The organism is Streptomyces doebereineriae (assembly GCF_031845645.1).
Classification (GTDB): Bacteria; Actinomycetota; Actinomycetes; order Streptomycetales; family Streptomycetaceae; genus Streptomyces; species Streptomyces canus.
Genome location: NZ_JAVREZ010000007.1, coordinates 184,963 through 199,511, shown reverse-complemented (window position 1 = coordinate 199,511; position 14,549 = coordinate 184,963). Strand labels below are relative to the sequence as shown.

General features: G+C 70.7%; 13 protein-coding genes. 8 read left to right on the top strand and 5 right to left on the bottom strand.

Annotated elements, in window-relative coordinates; translation table 11 throughout:
- Positions 1-17: 17 nt before the first annotated feature.
- Positions 18-545 carry an isochorismatase family protein gene (locus RNB18_RS21845; RefSeq protein ID WP_311715786.1) on the top strand — a complete coding sequence of 176 codons (528 nt, stop codon included), beginning with the start codon at positions 18-20 and terminating at the stop codon, positions 543-545.
- An 18-nt stretch (positions 546-563) separates the two neighbouring features.
- On the opposite strand, the gene fdhD is transcribed toward RNB18_RS21845, so the two are convergent.
- From fdhD to RNB18_RS21825, 4 genes are all read right to left on the bottom strand, one after another.
- Entirely contained in the window at positions 564-1,415 is an 852-nt protein-coding gene (fdhD, locus tag RNB18_RS21840) for a formate dehydrogenase accessory sulfurtransferase FdhD (RefSeq protein ID WP_311715785.1), read from the bottom strand.
- 7 nt (positions 1,416-1,422) lie between these two features.
- Positions 1,423-2,286 carry a 2Fe-2S iron-sulfur cluster-binding protein gene (locus tag RNB18_RS21835; RefSeq protein WP_311715784.1) on the bottom strand — a complete coding sequence of 288 codons (864 nt, stop codon included), beginning with the start codon at positions 2,284-2,286 and terminating at the stop codon, positions 1,423-1,425.
- A 190-nt stretch (positions 2,287-2,476) separates the two neighbouring features.
- Positions 2,477-4,267, bottom strand: coding sequence for an NADH-ubiquinone oxidoreductase-F iron-sulfur binding region domain-containing protein (locus RNB18_RS21830; RefSeq protein ID WP_311715783.1), 1,791 nt, complete (start codon positions 4,265-4,267; stop codon positions 2,477-2,479).
- Between the two features lie 41 nt (positions 4,268-4,308).
- Positions 4,309-6,147 carry a molybdopterin oxidoreductase family protein gene (locus RNB18_RS21825; protein WP_311715782.1) on the bottom strand — a complete coding sequence of 613 codons (1,839 nt, stop codon included), beginning with the start codon at positions 6,145-6,147 and terminating at the stop codon, positions 4,309-4,311.
- A 193-nt stretch (positions 6,148-6,340) separates the two neighbouring features.
- Here RNB18_RS21825 and RNB18_RS21820 point away from each other — a divergent pair, with 193 nt between their 5' ends.
- The 4 genes from RNB18_RS21820 (at position 6,341) to RNB18_RS21805 (ending at position 9,661) form a co-directional block, all read left to right on the top strand.
- Positions 6,341-7,675: an OFA family MFS transporter gene (locus RNB18_RS21820; protein WP_311715781.1), complete on the top strand. Its 1,335-nt coding sequence runs from the start codon at positions 6,341-6,343 to the stop codon at positions 7,673-7,675.
- A complete protein-coding gene (locus RNB18_RS21815; protein ID WP_167368276.1) occupies positions 7,641-7,778 on the top strand; it encodes an MFS transporter small subunit in 138 nt (45 codons plus the stop codon). The genes RNB18_RS21820 and RNB18_RS21815 overlap by 35 nt, the downstream gene beginning before the upstream one ends.
- A gap of 145 nt (positions 7,779-7,923) precedes the next feature.
- Positions 7,924-8,862: a beta-ketoacyl-ACP synthase III gene (locus tag RNB18_RS21810; RefSeq protein ID WP_311715780.1), complete on the top strand. Its 939-nt coding sequence runs from the start codon at positions 7,924-7,926 to the stop codon at positions 8,860-8,862.
- A 121-nt stretch (positions 8,863-8,983) separates the two neighbouring features.
- Positions 8,984-9,661 carry a GntR family transcriptional regulator gene (locus RNB18_RS21805; protein WP_311715779.1) on the top strand — a complete coding sequence of 226 codons (678 nt, stop codon included), beginning with the start codon at positions 8,984-8,986 and terminating at the stop codon, positions 9,659-9,661.
- Between the two features lie 5 nt (positions 9,662-9,666).
- On the opposite strand, the gene RNB18_RS21800 is transcribed toward RNB18_RS21805, so the two are convergent.
- On the bottom strand, positions 9,667-10,500 hold the full coding sequence (locus tag RNB18_RS21800) for an NAD(P)H-binding protein (RefSeq protein WP_311715778.1): 834 nt from the start codon (positions 10,498-10,500) through the stop codon (positions 9,667-9,669).
- Between the two features lie 198 nt (positions 10,501-10,698).
- Between RNB18_RS21800 and RNB18_RS21795 the strand changes: the two genes are divergently transcribed.
- From RNB18_RS21795 to RNB18_RS21785, 3 genes are all read left to right on the top strand, one after another.
- The gene (locus RNB18_RS21795; RefSeq protein WP_057616221.1) at positions 10,699-11,880 is read left to right on the top strand and encodes an ROK family transcriptional regulator; all 1,182 of its coding nucleotides are present in this window, start codon (positions 10,699-10,701) and stop codon (positions 11,878-11,880) included.
- Between the two features lie 115 nt (positions 11,881-11,995).
- Entirely contained in the window at positions 11,996-13,516 is a 1,521-nt protein-coding gene (locus RNB18_RS21790; protein ID WP_311715777.1) for a sugar ABC transporter ATP-binding protein, read from the top strand.
- Positions 13,513-14,532, top strand: coding sequence for an ABC transporter permease (locus tag RNB18_RS21785; RefSeq protein ID WP_311715776.1), 1,020 nt, complete (start codon positions 13,513-13,515; stop codon positions 14,530-14,532). Before RNB18_RS21790 ends, RNB18_RS21785 begins: the two co-directional genes overlap by 4 nt.
- Positions 14,533-14,549: the final 17 nt, after the last annotated feature.

The following is a 14,549-nucleotide window of genomic DNA, read 5'->3' as shown; positions in this document are numbered from 1 at the left end:
ACGGATAACGTTCCGTCATGACCGGACCTCTCGCTCTCGACCCTGCGCGCAGCGCCCTCGTACTCGTCGATCTGATGGACCGGATCGTCGCCCTGCCCCTGGAACCCCGCAAAGGCACCGAAGTCCTCGCCGCCGCCGAGAAGTTGGCGGCCGGCTTCCGTACCGCCGGCGCACCCGTCGTCCTCGTGCGCGTCGAGCGGCCCGGAGTCCCCGACCAGCCACCCGGAAGCGGGCTGGTGCCCGGCCTCGCCCGGCACGGCGACATCGAGATCGTGAAGCGGACCATCGGAGCCTTCCAGGGCACGGACCTGGACGCGCGCCTTCGTGAACTCGGCGTCACCACGCTGGTGTTCGGCGGGATCGCCACCAATCTCGGCGTCGAGTCCACCGCCCGCGCCGCCCTCGACCTCGGCTACGACCTCGTCTTCGTGGAGGACGCCATGGCCGCCTTCACCACCGCCGAGCACGAGGCCTCGGCACGGCTCGACTTCCCGCGCCTGGGCACGGTGGCGACGGTGGACCAGGTGCGCTTCGTGGCGGGCTGAACGCGCTCGGACCAGTGGTCAGCTCTGGGTGGCCGTTGTGGCTTCCAGGGCGAGCCGGTGTTCTCCCGCGTACACGTTCATGGAGTGGCCGCGGAGGAAGCCGACGAGGGTGAGGCTGGTTTCGGTGGCGAGGTCGACGGCCAGGGAGGAGGGTGCGGAGACGGCGGCGAGGATCGGGATGCCGGCCATGACGGCTTTTTGGGCGAGTTCGAAGGAGGCGCGGCCGGAGACGAGGAGGATGACGCGGGTCAGGGGGAGGTTGTGGTGTTGCAGGGCGCGGCCGATGAGTTTGTCGACGGCGTTGTGGCGGCCGACGTCTTCGCGTATGTCGAGGAGTTCGCCGTGTTCGGTGAAGAGGGCGGCGGCGTGCAGGCCGCCGGTGCGGTCGAAGACGCGTTGGGCGGCGCGGAGCCGGTCGGGGAGGGTGGCGAGGAGGTCGGGTTCGATTCGGAGCGGGGGTGTGTCGGAGAGGGGCCAGTGGGTGGTGGTGCGGACGGCGTCGAGGCTGGCTTTGCCGCACAGGCCGCAGGAGGAGGTGGTGTAGACGTTGCGTTCGAGGGTGATGTCGGGGATGGGCAGGCCGGGGGTGGTGGTGACGTCGACGACGTTGTAGGTGTTGGTGCCGTCGGCGGTGGCTCCGGCGCAGTAGACGATGTTCTGCAGGTCGTGGTGTTGGGCGAGGACGCCTTCGCTGACGAGGAAGCCGGCGGCGAGGGCGAAGTCGTCGCCGGGGGTGCGCATGGTGATGGCGAGGGGTTTGCCGTTGAGGCGGATCTCCAGCGGTTCCTCGGTGACCAGGGTGTCGGGGCGGGAGGAGATCGCCCCGTCGCGGATGCGGATCACCTTGCGTCGTTCCGTGACTCGTCCCATATGTGTCTCAGTCCCGGTTCTGTACGTGCTGGTAGCCGAAACGGCCCTTGATGCAGAGGCTGCTCTGGGTCACCGCTTGCTCGTGCGGGGTGGTGACCTTCACGACTTCATTGTCCTGCACATGGAGCGTGAGGTCGCAGCCCACTCCGCAGTGCGCGCACACGGTGTCGGTGCGGGTCTGTGACGCCTCGTCCCAGGTACCCGCCGCTCGCCTGTCGAACTCCGACCTGAACGACAGGGCCCCCGTCGGGCATACGTCGATGCAGTTCCCGCAGAACACGCAGGCCGAGTCGGTGAGCGGCGCGTCGTGTTCCACGGCGATCCGGGTGCCGAAGCCGCGACCGGAAACGGCGATGGCGAAGGTGTTCTGTCCCTCGTCCCCACAGGCGTCCACGCACCGGCGGCAGAGGACGCACTTGCCGTAGTCGCGCACATACAGGTCGTTGTCGACCTTCGGCGGCTCGTCGAGCCGAGCGGCGTCCGGGCCGAAGCGGTCCGGACGCGCGTCGTACTCCTTGATCCACTCAGCGGCTCGCGGTGTCGTCGACAGATCGGCCGAGGAGGCGAGCAGTTCGAGGACGATCCTGCGGCTGTGCCGGACACGCTCGGTGCCGGTTCTGACGTCCATTCCCGGCTCCGCCCGGCGGGAGCAGGCCGGCACGAGGGCCGTGGCCCCCTCCACCTCGACGACACAGAGGCGGCAGACGTCACCGCCAGGCGTGAGCGGGCCGCCCCGGCACAGAGCCGGGACGTCCTTCCCGGCCGCCCGGCAGGCGTCCAGGATCGTCGAGCCCTCCGTCACGCGCACAGGCTCACCGTCGATCGTGAACTCCAGCCCGCGGCGCGGGATCTCCAGCGGTACGGCGGTCATCCGTACACCCCCAGATGCCCCGGGCGACCCAAGGCGCCCACACGACCCAGCGACACGGCGGTCATGCATACGCTCCCGAACGCCCCGCGTGACCCAAGGCACTCACACGGCCCAGCGGCACGGCTCATCCGCACGCCCGCACACGTCCCGGGCGACCCAACGGCCCCACGCGGACTCAGCGGCATCGCCCTCATCCGTACACCCCCAGTCGGTCCACGGCGGACTCCACGGCATTCCACGCGTTCTGCCCGAGACCGCACATCGAGGCGTCCCGCATCGCGCGGCCGACGTCCCGGAGCAGGGCGATGTCGTCGGCCGCGGCCGCACCCGCGCGCTCGACGATCCGGCGCAGCGCCTCCTCCTGGCGCACGGTCCCGACCCGGCACGGCACGCACCGCCCGCACGACTCGTCCCGGAAGAACTCGGCGATGCGGAGAAGGAGACGGGGCAGCGGGACCGTGTCGTCGAAGGCCATGACCACACCCGAGCCTGCCCTGCCCTCGAAGGCGAACGGGACGTCCAGTTCGTCCGGCCGCACGAAACCGCCGGTGGCCCCGCCGAGCAGTACCGCGCGCAGGTTCTCCCGGACCCCGGCCGCCGACAGCAGCTCGGCCGGGGTCGCGCCGGACGGCAGCTCGTAGACCCCGGGCCGTTCCACACTCCCGGACACGCAGAACAGCTGGGTCCCGATGGACTTCTCGGTGCCGGTCGCCGCGTACGCCGGTGCCCCCAGGGCCAGGATCGGGAGCACGCCGACCAGCGTCTCGACGTCGTGCACCGCCGTGGGCCTGCCGAACAGGCCCTGCTCCGCCGGGGAAAGCGGCTGACAGTGAGGCTCGCCCCGGTGGCCCTCGATGGAGTTGAACAAGGCGGTCTCCTCGCCGCAGACGTACGCGCCCGCGCCGCGCCGGATCTCGATGTCGAAGGCGTAGCCCCGGCCGAGGACGTCGTCACCGAGCAGGCCGCGGGTCCGCGCCTGTTCGACGGCGTGCCGCATGCGGCTGGTCGCCCGCGGGAACGCGTCGCGCAGACAGAGGAAGCCGCGGTGGGCGCCGATCGCGTATGCGGCGATCGTCATCGCCTCGACCAGCGCGAACGGGTCGCCCTCCATGAGCACGCGGTCCCTGAACGCGCCCGGTGCGGACTCGCCCGCGTTGCACACCAGGTAGGGCCGGTGGTCGGGCGGGGACGCCGCGGCCTGCCAAACGCGGCCGGTGGGGAAGAATGCGCCACCCTGCCCGGCCGGGCCGGAGGCGAGGACCGCGCGGGCGACTCCGGCGGGACCGAGCGCGAAGGCCCGGCGCAGGGCGGTGTAGCCGCCGTGGGCGCGGTAGTCGTCCAGGGACGACGGGTCCACGGCGCCGACCCGGCTCAGGAGCAGCAGACCGTCCTGACCCGTCTGCGGTACGGCCGTCTCGGCCGGCGGCTCCTCGGGCGCCGAGTCCGGCGCACGCGCGGCGAGGACGGCCCCTTCGACGGTCGCCGGTGCCGAGACCGCCGTACGCACCGGATCGCCCGCCTTGGTCACGAGCGCGGCCGGAGCGCGTTCGCACAGGCCGAGGCAGGGGCTGCGCTCGAGGTGGACACCGTTGCCGAGCCTCTCCTCGACGGCGGTGCACAGGCCGGACGCCCCGGCGGCCGTGCACACGAGGTCCGTGCACACGCGGAGCACGGTGGCGGGGCGGGGCCGGACCGAGAACAGGGGGGAGAAGGTGGCGACGCCGTACGCCTCCGCCGGTGGGACGGTCAGCCGGCGGCACAGGTAGGCGAGGGCACCTTCGCTGATCCAGCCGACGCGGTCGTTGATCGCGAGCAGGCCCGGCAGCAACAGATGGCGGCGGTCCCGGGACGGACGGGCCCGTCTCAGATCGGCCTCGGAACGCTCCGCGCCTTCCCAGAAGGACGTCGGCGGGCCCAACAGGGCGTCCACGGCGGCCCGTTCGTCGTCCGTCGGCTCGCTGTCGCCGTAGCGCAGATCCACCAGGTCACCTCCTTCTGAACGGGCCGGCCGGGCGGCTCCGGTCAGCCGACGATCGTCGTGATCGGCAGCTTCTCGATCCGGACCGCCGCCCGGTCGACGTCCACCTCCTCGGGGGAACGCGGGGTCATGAAGGCGAGGCCGGGCCTGAGCGCGGTGTCGATCCGCACGGACGCGAGGACCGAGGCGTGCCGTGATGACACCCGCACCTCCTCACCGGCCACGACCTCGTAGCGCTCGGCGTCCTCCGGGGACAGCTCAATGCCGTGCCCCGGACGGGAGTTGAAGCCCCCGTACGAGTCCGTGCGCCCCGCCCTGCCCAGCCGGATCGGGTACCGCTCATCGACCCGCTCGGCCGGCGGATCGTGCTGCACGATGCCGAACGGCGCCCGTCTGCCCCGCCTCGCCGGGTCCTTCTCCCACAACCGGCCGTGCAGATAAGGCGGTTCGAGCCGGTCGGTGTCGGGGCAGGGCCACCGGAGGCCCCGGTGCTCCGACAGGCGCGCGTACGTCATCCCGGAGTGGTCCGGCGACACCGACCTGAGCTCGTCCCAAACGGCCTCGGAACCGCGGTACTTCCACTCATGGCCGAGCCTCGCCGCCAGGTCACGGAGGATGGCGATGTGCTCGCGCGCCTCGCCGGGCGGGGTCAGAGCCCGCCGTACGCGCTGAACCCTTCTCTCGCCACTGGTGGTGGTGCCGTCGGTCTCCGTCCAGGCGGCAGCCGCAGGGAGGGCGACATCGGCCAGCCGGGCGGTTGTGGTGAGGTGCGTGTCCTGGACAACGAGGAAGTCGAGCGACCTGAGACACCGTACGGCCCGCCCGCCGTCCGCCTCCGACCGGGCCGGGTCCGCGCCGACGCAGTGGAGCGCCTTGAGCGTGCCCTCCTCCATCGCCTCGGACATCTCCGCCAGGTGCAGTCCGTGGTGCGGCTGGACGACGGCACCCCAGGCGGACTCGAACGTCCGCCGGGCACAGGGGTCGAGGATGTCCTGGAACCCGGGCAGACGGTGGGGGAGCGCGCCCATGTCGCTCCCGCCGTGCACGTTGTCCCGGCCGGACAGGGGCTGCAACCCACAGCCGTACCGGCCCACTTGGCCGGTCAGCAGCGACAGGTTGATCAGCGCACGGACGTGGTCGGTGCCGTTGCGGTGCCCGGTGACGCCGCGCCCCCAGCACTGCTGGGCGCGCTCGGCACGGGCGAAGGCGTGAGCCAACTCCTTGATGGCGGCGGCCGGTACGCCCGTCACCCGCTCGGCGAGCGGGAGCGTCCAGGGTTCAACCAGCGCCCGGTAGTCCTCGAAGCCGGAGGTGGCCCGCTCGACGAACGTACGGTTGACAAGCCCTGCGTGGATGATCTCGCGGCCCATCGCGTGGGCCAGCGGAATGTCGGTGCCGACGTCGAGGCCGAGCCAACTCTTCGCCCAGGCGGCGGTGGCGGTGCGGCGCGGGTCGACGACATACAGGCGGGCGCCGCCCCGGATCCCCTTCAGCACGTGCCGGAAGAAGACCGGGTGTGTCGAGCGGGCGTCGGAGCCCCACATCACGATGACGTCGGTGTGCACGGCCTCCTCGTACGACGAGGTCCCGCCGCCCGACCCGAAGGCCGCGGCGAGGCCGGCGGCGCTCGGGGCGTGGCGCGCCCGGTCGGGCGAGTCGATGTTGTTGGTGCCCATGACGACCCGGGCGAACTTCTGCGCCAGGTAGTGCGTCTCGTTGGTCACGCGGGCGGATGAGAACATGCCGAAGGCGCCGCGGTGCCTTCCCAGACCGTGCGCCGCGCGGTCCAGCGCCTCCTCCCAACTCACCTGACGCAAGGGTTCGTTGGGTGCGTCCCTGACCAGGGGACGGGTGAGCCGGGGGCAGGCCGTCGGGGTCGTCATGGCGGAGCTCCCGTCGGTGTCGACGAAATATTGTCTACAGTATGGGTATGGGTTGCGCAAGGGTGACGTCGTGGCCCAACCTGCTCGGGAAACCGGCCGGTTCGACCGTTCGTCGCGTCCGGGATACCGCTCATCGCATACGGTCGACGCGCCGCCTTTTCAACCAGCTTGTTTGTTCCTACCGTCCGGGATCATGAGTCCCCCTGTCGCGCCCCCGGGGTGGAGCCGCTGGCTCGTCCCCCCGGCCGCTCTCTCGGTCCATCTCTCCATCGGCCAGGCGTACGCCTGGTCCGTGTTCAAGCCGCCGCTCGAGTCCGCGCTCGGTCTCAGCGGCACGCAGAGCGCACTGCCCTTCCAGCTCGGCATCGTGATGCTCGGTCTGTCCGCCGCGTTCGGCGGCACGCTCGTGGAGCGCAACGGGCCGCGCTGGGCGATGACAGTGGCGCTGATCTGTTTCTCGTCCGGCTTCCTGCTCTCCGCGCTGGGCGCGGCCACCGAGCAGTACTGGCTGATCGTCCTCGGCTACGGCTTCGTCGGCGGCATAGGCCTCGGCATCGGCTACATCTCGCCGGTCTCCACCCTGATCAAGTGGTTCCCGGACCGGCCCGGCATGGCCACCGGCATCGCCATCATGGGCTTCGGCGGCGGCGCGCTCATCGCCTCGCCCTGGTCGGCGCAGATGCTGGACTCCTTCGGCTCCGACAGCTCCGGGATCGCACTGGCGTTCCTCGTACACGGGCTGTCGTACGCCGTCTTCATGCTCCTCGGAGTCCTGCTGGTGCGCGTGCCGCGCAGCGAGAAGCCGGTCGAGAGCGCGCCCAGTGCTTTCGAAGGGCCGCAGGTCTCGGCGCGCAACGCCGTGCGCACGCCCCAGTTCTGGTGTCTGTGGGTCGTGCTCTGTATGAACGTGACCGCGGGCATCGGCATCCTGGAGAAGGCCGCGCCGATGATCACGGACTTCTTCAAGGAGACGTCGACCCCGGTCTCGGTGTCGGCGGCGGCCGGCTTCGTCGCGCTGCTGTCGGCGGCCAACATGGCCGGCCGGATCGGCTGGTCGTCGACGTCCGACCTGATCGGACGGAAGAACATCTACCGCGTCTACCTGGGCGTGGGCGCGGTGATGTACGGGCTCATCGCCCTGTTCGGTGACTCCTCCAAGCCGCTGTTCATCCTGTGCGCGCTGGTGATCCTGTCCTTCTACGGCGGCGGCTTCGCGACGATCCCCGCCTACCTGAAGGACCTCTTCGGTGCCTACCAGGTCGGCGCCATCCATGGCCGGCTGCTCACCGCCTGGTCCACCGCCGGCGTCCTCGGACCGCTGATCGTGAACTGGATCGCCGACCGGCAGGAGGACGCGGGCAAGAGCGGGGCCGCCCTCTACGGCCTGTCGTTCGTGATCATGATCGGGCTGCTCGTCGTCGGCTTCGTCGCCAACGAGCTGGTCCGCCCCGTCAGTGCCCGCCACCACATTCCCGCACCGAGGGAGGCCGCCGATGCCGCAGTCCGACAGCAGCCAGAGTCCGCCTGACCGGCGCCCGCTGATCGCCCTCGCCTGGGTGTGGGTCGGCGCGCCGCTCGCCTACGGGCTCTACGAACTCGTACAGAAAGCCACGCAGCTGTTCACCGGGTGACCGTTCGGAAGGTGTTCGGGCGTCCGAGGGTGTGAGGGAAGCCGACAACTCGGGCGCCCGTTTCCTGTGGCCTTACGTGCCCTCGTACCCGTGAGTCACTGATCAGACTGGAGGATCCCAACCCAAGGCAACGAGGGGACCCTCCATGAACGGCTCGCGGATCGCCGCAGTCGGCCACTACCAGCCCGCCAAGGTACTCACCAACGAGGAACTGGCGAGCCTGGTCGACACCAGCGACGAGTGGATCAGGTCCCGGGTGGGGATCCGGACCCGCCACATCGCCGGTCCCGACGAGCCGGTCGACGAGCTCGCCTCGCACGCCGCCGCCAAGGCGCTGGCCTCGGCCGGGCTCGCCCCCGCCGACATCGACCTGGTCCTGGTCGCCACCTCGACCGCCGTCGACCGGTCCCCGAACATGGCCGCCCGGGTCGCGGCCCGGCTCGGCATCCCCTCTCCGGCCGCGATGGACGTCAACGTGGTGTGCGCCGGCTTCACCCACGCGCTGGCCACCGCGGACCACACCGTCCGGGCCGGTGCGGCGACCCGGGCACTGGTGATCGGCGCCGACAAGATGTCGGCGGTGACCGACTGGAGCGACCGCACCACCTGTGTGCTCGTCGGCGACGGGGCGGGGGCGGCGGTCGTCGAGGGGGCCGACGTGCCCGGCATCTCTCCCGTGCTGTGGGGATCGGTGCCCGAGATGGGGCACGCCGTGCGGATCGAGGGCGAGCCGGCGCGGTTCGCGCAGGAAGGGCAGAGCGTCTACCGCTGGGCGACCACCAAGCTTCCGGCGCTGGCCCGGCAGGCCTGCGAGCGCGCGGGGCTCACCCCCGAGGACCTCGCCGCGGTCGTGCTGCACCAGGCGAACCTGCGGATCATCGAGCCGCTCGCGGAGAAGATCGGCGCGGTCAACGCCGTGGTGGCCCGTGATGTCACGGAGTCCGGGAACACCTCGGCGGCCAGCATTCCGCTCGCGTTCTCCAAACTGGTCGAGCAGGGCGAGATCTCGACGGGGGACCCGGTGCTGCTCTTCGGGTTCGGCGGGAACCTGTCGTACGCCGGGCAGGTCGTCCGCTGCCCGTGAGGTGCGGGATGTGACGAGGTCGACTCCCGGTTTACCTGGCCCCTGTGCGCCGTAGACTGTAGACAAAAGGCAACTGGTAGGGGTGTCCGGGGGTGTCCGCCCGCCGAGGAGGGGGACCGCGATGTTGTCGACAGGTCTGCCGCAGGGAGCCGTACCGAAGCTCGAACGTCCCGGTCCGCTGCGCGATCGCGTGTACGAGGCGCTTCTCGAACTGATCACGACGCGTGCGCTGCAGCCGGGTCAGCATCTGGTGGAGAGTGAGCTGGCCGGTCATTTGGGGGTGTCGCGGCAGCCGGTGCGTGAGGCTTTGCAGCGGTTGAACACCGAGGGTTGGGTGGATCTGCGGCCTGCTCAGGGTGCGTTTGTGCATGAGCCGACGGATGAGGAGGCCGATCAGCTTCTGACGGTGCGGACGTTGTTGGAGGCGGAGGCGGCGCGGCTGGCTGCGGCGAATGCGGGCAGTGCGGGTATCGCGGTGCTGGAGGAGTTGTGTGCGCAGGGGGAGAGTGCGGTGGCCGCGGACGATGTGGACGCTGCGGTGGCTCTGAATGCCCGTCTGCACGCCACGATCATGGAGTTGGCGGGCAATGCGGTTCTGGCGGAGCTGGCGGGGCAGGTGGATCGTCGGGTGCGCTGGTATTACACGCCGATCGCCCGCCAGCGCGGCCGCCAGTCCTGGATCGAGCACCGTGAGCTGATCGCGGCGATCGCCGACCGCGACGAGCAGCGGGCCACCGAACTGATGCGGGAGCACACCGAGCACACGCGGACGTCGTACCACGCACGCCGACGCTCGTAGTCACCTCACCGGAACGCGTCCGTGTGGTCCCGGGCCCAACGGGCGAAAGTGCGCGGCGCCCGCCCCGTGACCTGCTCCACGGTGGGCAGCACCACCGACTCGTCCAGGGTGCCGTCGACGAAGAAGCCGAAGAAGGCGTCGACATACGGTTTCGGCACACCGGCCGCCTCCATCTCGGCGCGTGTCTCCTCGTGCTCCAGTCCCACGGCACGCAGGTCCCGGCCCAGCGCCGCGCCGAGGATCCGGACCCGGTCGGCGGGCAACAGCGCCTCGGGGCCGGTGACTTCGAGAACCCGGCCCGCGAACTCGTCGGACACCAGGGCTCGGAGCGCGACCTGCGCGATGTCGTACGGGTCGATGTCGGTGGTCCGCGCTTCCGGGAAGGGCACCCGGACCGTGTCGCCGTCGCGGATCTGGTCCGCGAGCCGGAGCGCGTTGGTCATGAAGCTCGTCGGGCGGACGAACGTCCATGCGAGGCCCGAGTCGCGTACGGCGTCCTCCGCGTCCAGCAGATAGCCGGCGACCGCGTTGTCCCGGTCGCCGGTGCCCGCCGACAGGCCGGAGAGCAGGACCACGCGACGCACGCCCGCGGCCCGTGCGTCCGCCAGAATCTCCCGTTGGCCGCCGTACCCGGGCATCAGGAACAGCCCTTGTGCGCCGTCCAGCGCGGTCCGTACGGAATCGGGCCGGTTCAGATCTCCCGCCACGGCCTCCACGCCCGCCGGTAACCCCTCGCTCCGCCCGGACCGGCTGACCGCCCGCACCCGCTCGCCGGACTCCGCCAGCGCACGCACGAGTTCGGCCCCCACGTTCCCCGTCGCACCCGTCACCAGAAACATGTGCTGCCCTCCCTTGCGCCCATCCTGCGGGGCCGGGTGCCGGGACACCAGAGTGCGACACGTCTTTGTCCTGCGAGAGGAGAAAGTCGGCATCAATCTCTGCACAGCTTCTTCCCAGGTTCGGCAGCCGCTGCTACGTTCCCCTCGAAAGCCCGGCAACTGGTGGCCGAAAGAGGCGGGGAGGGGCTCGTGAGACGCATGACGGCACGACCCGCGAACGCGCATCAGGCCCGGCTGCTCAAGCTGTTGCGCGACGGAGGACCCAACTCCCGTGCACAACTGGGCGATCAGGTCGACCTGTCACGGTCCAAGCTGGCCGTGGAGGTGGACCGCCTGCTGGAGACGGGCCTGATCGTGGCCGACGGACTCGCCGCCTCCCGCGGCGGGCGCCGCTCCCACAACATCCGGCTCGCCCCCAATCTGCGTTTCCTCGGCGTGGACATCGGCGCGACCTCGGTCGACGTCGCCGTCACCAACGCCGAGCTGGAGATCCTGGGACATCTCAACCAGCCCATGGACGTCCGCGAGGGCCCGGTCGCGGTCTTCGAGCAAGTCCTGTCCATGGCGGCGAAGTTGAGGGCCTCGGGGCTCGCGGAGGGTTTCGATGGCGCCGGCATCGGCGTCCCGGGACCGGTCCGCTTCCCCGAGGGCGTACCGGTGGCTCCGCCGATCATGCCGGGCTGGGACGGCTTCCCCGTGCGGGAGGCGCTCAGCCAGGAACTCGGCTGTCCGGTCATGGTCGACAACGACGTGAACCTGATGGCGATGGGGGAGATGCACGCGGGCGTCGCACACTCCGTGGGCGACTTCCTCTGCGTGAAGATCGGCACCGGCATCGGCTGCGGCATCGTCGCCGGCGGTGAGGTCCACCGCGGGGTGACGGGCAGCGCGGGCGACATCGGGCACATCCAGGCCGTGCCCGACGGCCGCCCGTGCGCCTGCGGCAACCGGGGCTGTCTGGAAGCCCACTTCAGCGGGGCCGCCCTCGCCCGGGACGCCGTGGAGGCGGTCGAGCAGGGGCGCTCCGAGGAACTCGCCGCTCGCCTCGCGGCGAACGGCGGTCTGACCGCGGTCGACGTCGCCGCCGCCGCTGCCGCCGGAGACGCCACCGCCCTCGACCTGATCCGTGAGGGAGGCAACCGGACCGGCCAGGTCATCGCCGGACTGGTCAGCTTCTTCAACCCGGGCCTGGTGGTGATCGGCGGCGGGGTCACCGGCCTCGGCCACACCCTGCTCGCCGCGATCCGCACCCAGGTCTACCGCCAGTCACTGCCGCTGGCGACCGGCAACCTGCCCATCGTTCTGGGGGAGTTGGGCCCCACCGCCGGAGTCATCGGCGCGGCCCGGCTCATCAGCGACCACCTGTTCTCACCCGCGTAAGCCACTTCTCGGTACGGCACTGTCCGCCACGGCACCTTCTGACACACCCCTCCAGCACAGCGCTCCTGCTTCGCCCTGCCCTGAAACCGGCCCGCACGCCCGCCAAGGGGACCTCATGGCACCAGAACCACCGCTGCTCAGCATGTCCGGCATCACCAAGTCGTTCCCCGGAGTCCGGGCCCTCGACGGCGTGGACCTCGATGTCCAGGCCGGCGAAGTGCACTGTCTGCTCGGCCAGAACGGGGCCGGGAAGTCCACCCTCATCAAGGTCCTGGCCGGCGCCCACCAGCCCGACACCGGGCGCCTCCGCTGGCGCGGCGAGGAGGTCACGCTCCGCTCGCCGATCGCCGCCATGCGCCTCGGCATCGCCACCATCTACCAGGAACTCGACCTGGTGGAGCACCTGTCCGTGGCCGAGAACGTCCACCTCGGCCACGAACCCACGGCGGCGGGGTTCGTCGTACGGGGCAAGGCGGCCCGTCAGTCGACAGCCGCACTGCTACGACGACTCGGGCACCCGGAGATCGATCCGGCCCGCCTGGTCGGGGAGCTGTCGGCGGCACAGCAGCAGATCGTGTCCATGGCGCGCGCCCTCTCCCACGACGTACGGCTGATCGTGATGGACGAACCGTCCGCCGCCCTCGACCCGGACGAGGTCGACAACCTCTTCCGGATCGTCGGCGACCTCACCGCCGAGGGCGTCGCCGTCGTCTACATCTCCCACCGCCTGGAGGAGATCCGGCGCATCGGGGACCGGGTGACCGTCCTCAAGGACGGCCGGGCCGTCGCCGTCGGACTGCCTGCGAAATCGACGCCGACGCGAGACGTCGTCGCGCTGATGACGGGCCGCAACGTCGAGTACGTCTTTCCGGACCGGCCGACGGCTCCCGCGAAGGGCGAGCGGCCGCTCCTTGAAGTCCAAGGGCTCAGTCGGCAGGGCGAGTTCGAACCCCTCGACCTCGTGATCCACCCCGGAGAGATCGTCGGCCTCGCCGGCCTCGTCGGCTCGGGGCGCTCCGAGATCCTGGAGACGGTCTACGGCGCCAGGAAGCCCACCTCCGGTCAAGTCGTCGTGGACGGAAAGGCGTTGAAGCCGGGCAGTGTCCGAGCAGCCGTCCGCGCCGGGATCGGACTGGCCCCCGAGGAGCGCAAGGCGCAGGCCCTGCTGATGCTGGAGTCGGTCACCCGTAACGTCTCCGTCTCCTCCATGTCCCGCTTCTCCCGGGCCGGCTGGATCGACCGGGGCGCCGAACTCGGTGCGGCCCGGGCGGCGACCCGCGAACTGTCGCTGCGGCCCGACAACCCCTCCGTGCCGATCCGCACCCTGTCCGGCGGCAACCAGCAAAAAGCGGTCCTGGCCCGCTGGCTGCTGCGCGGCTGCCGGGTCCTGCTGCTCGACGAACCCACCCGGGGCGTCGACGTCGGCGCCCGCGCCGAGCTGTACGCGGTCGTCCGGCGACTGGCGGACGAAGGCCTGGCCGTGCTGCTGGTCTCCAGTGAGGTTCCCGAGGTGCTCGGCCTCGCCGACCGCGTCCTGGTGCTCCGCGAGGGCCGTGTCGTGCATACGGCGCCCGCCCGTGAGCTCGACGAACACCGTGTACTCGACCTCGTCATGGAAGGAAGCCCGGCGTCATGACGCAACATGTGTCCCCGCCCAGGGGGAGCGCCGACAAAGTGCCTTCGGCGAGCGAATCGTTCGCGTGGCGAGGGGTGTTCGCCCGCGCCGACGTCCGCACCCTCTCCCTCCTCGGTGTGCTCGCCGTACTGATCCTCATCGGCGGCATCACCAAGCCCGACGAGTTCCTCGACACCCGCAACCTCCAACTCGTCCTCACCCAGGCCTCGGTGATCGGTGTCGTCACCGTCGGCATGACCTTCGTCATCACCTCCGGCGGCATCGACCTGTCCGTCGGCGCGATCGTCGCCCTCGCCTCCGTGTGGGCCACCACCGTCGCCACCCAGGAGTACGGCTTCGCGGGCATCCTCTTCACCGCGGTGATCGTCGGAGTCGGCTGCGGCCTGGTCAACGGCCTGCTCATCGCGTACGGCGGGATGGTCCCGTTCATCGCCACGCTCGCCATGCTCGCCTCGGCCCGTGGACTCGCCCTGCAGATCACCGACGGCAGGACGCAGATCGTCTCGATCAACAGCGTGCTGGATCTCGGAGAGCGCGACGCCTATGTGCTCGGCATCCCTCCGCTGGTCCTGGTCTTCGCGGTCGTGACGATCATCGGCTGGCTGGTGCTGAACCGCACCACCTTCGGCCGCCGCACGGTCGCGGTCGGCGGCAACGCCGAGGCAGCCCGGCTCGCCGGCATCGACGTCCGCCGTCAGCGCCTCTACCTCTACCTGCTGTCCGGACTGTGCTGCGGCATCGCCGCCTTCCTGTTGATCATCCTGTCCGGCTCCGGTCAGAACACCAACGGCAACCTCTACGAGCTCGACGCCATCGCCGCCGCGATCATCGGCGGCACCCTGCTCAGCGGGGGCCGCGGCACCATCACCGGCTCCGTGCTCGGCGTCCTGATCTTCACCACGATCACCAACATCTTCGCCCTGAACAACCTGCAGAGCGACGTCCAGCAGATCGCCAAGGGCGCGATCATCGTCGCCGCCGTGCTGGTCCAGCGCCGTACCGCAAGCACGACCTGAGGAAAGGGTTCACCGCC

Excerpts from the sequence above, each read along its gene's own strand:
- RNB18_RS21790 (WP_311715777.1), top strand. The coding sequence starts at position 11,996 with ATGGCACCAGAACCACCGCTGCTCAGCATGTCCGGCATCACCAAGTCG.
- RNB18_RS21805 (WP_311715779.1), top strand. The coding sequence starts at position 8,984 with ATGTTGTCGACAGGTCTGCCGCAGGGAGCCGTACCGAAGCTCGAACGT.
- RNB18_RS21845 (WP_311715786.1), top strand. The coding sequence starts at position 18 with ATGACCGGACCTCTCGCTCTCGACCCTGCGCGCAGCGCCCTCGTACTC.
- RNB18_RS21785 (WP_311715776.1), top strand. The coding sequence starts at position 13,513 with ATGACGCAACATGTGTCCCCGCCCAGGGGGAGCGCCGACAAAGTGCCT.
- RNB18_RS21810 (WP_311715780.1), top strand. The coding sequence starts at position 7,924 with ATGAACGGCTCGCGGATCGCCGCAGTCGGCCACTACCAGCCCGCCAAG.
- RNB18_RS21835 (WP_311715784.1), bottom strand. The coding sequence starts at position 2,286 with ATGACCGCCGTACCGCTGGAGATCCCGCGCCGCGGGCTGGAGTTCACG.
- RNB18_RS21800 (WP_311715778.1), bottom strand. The coding sequence starts at position 10,500 with ATGTTTCTGGTGACGGGTGCGACGGGGAACGTGGGGGCCGAACTCGTG.
- fdhD (WP_311715785.1), bottom strand. The coding sequence starts at position 1,415 with ATGGGACGAGTCACGGAACGACGCAAGGTGATCCGCATCCGCGACGGG.
- RNB18_RS21825 (WP_311715782.1), bottom strand. The coding sequence starts at position 6,147 with ATGACGACCCCGACGGCCTGCCCCCGGCTCACCCGTCCCCTGGTCAGG.
- RNB18_RS21820 (WP_311715781.1), top strand. The coding sequence starts at position 6,341 with ATGAGTCCCCCTGTCGCGCCCCCGGGGTGGAGCCGCTGGCTCGTCCCC.
- RNB18_RS21795 (WP_057616221.1), top strand. The coding sequence starts at position 10,699 with ATGACGGCACGACCCGCGAACGCGCATCAGGCCCGGCTGCTCAAGCTG.
- RNB18_RS21815 (WP_167368276.1), top strand. The coding sequence starts at position 7,641 with ATGCCGCAGTCCGACAGCAGCCAGAGTCCGCCTGACCGGCGCCCGCTG.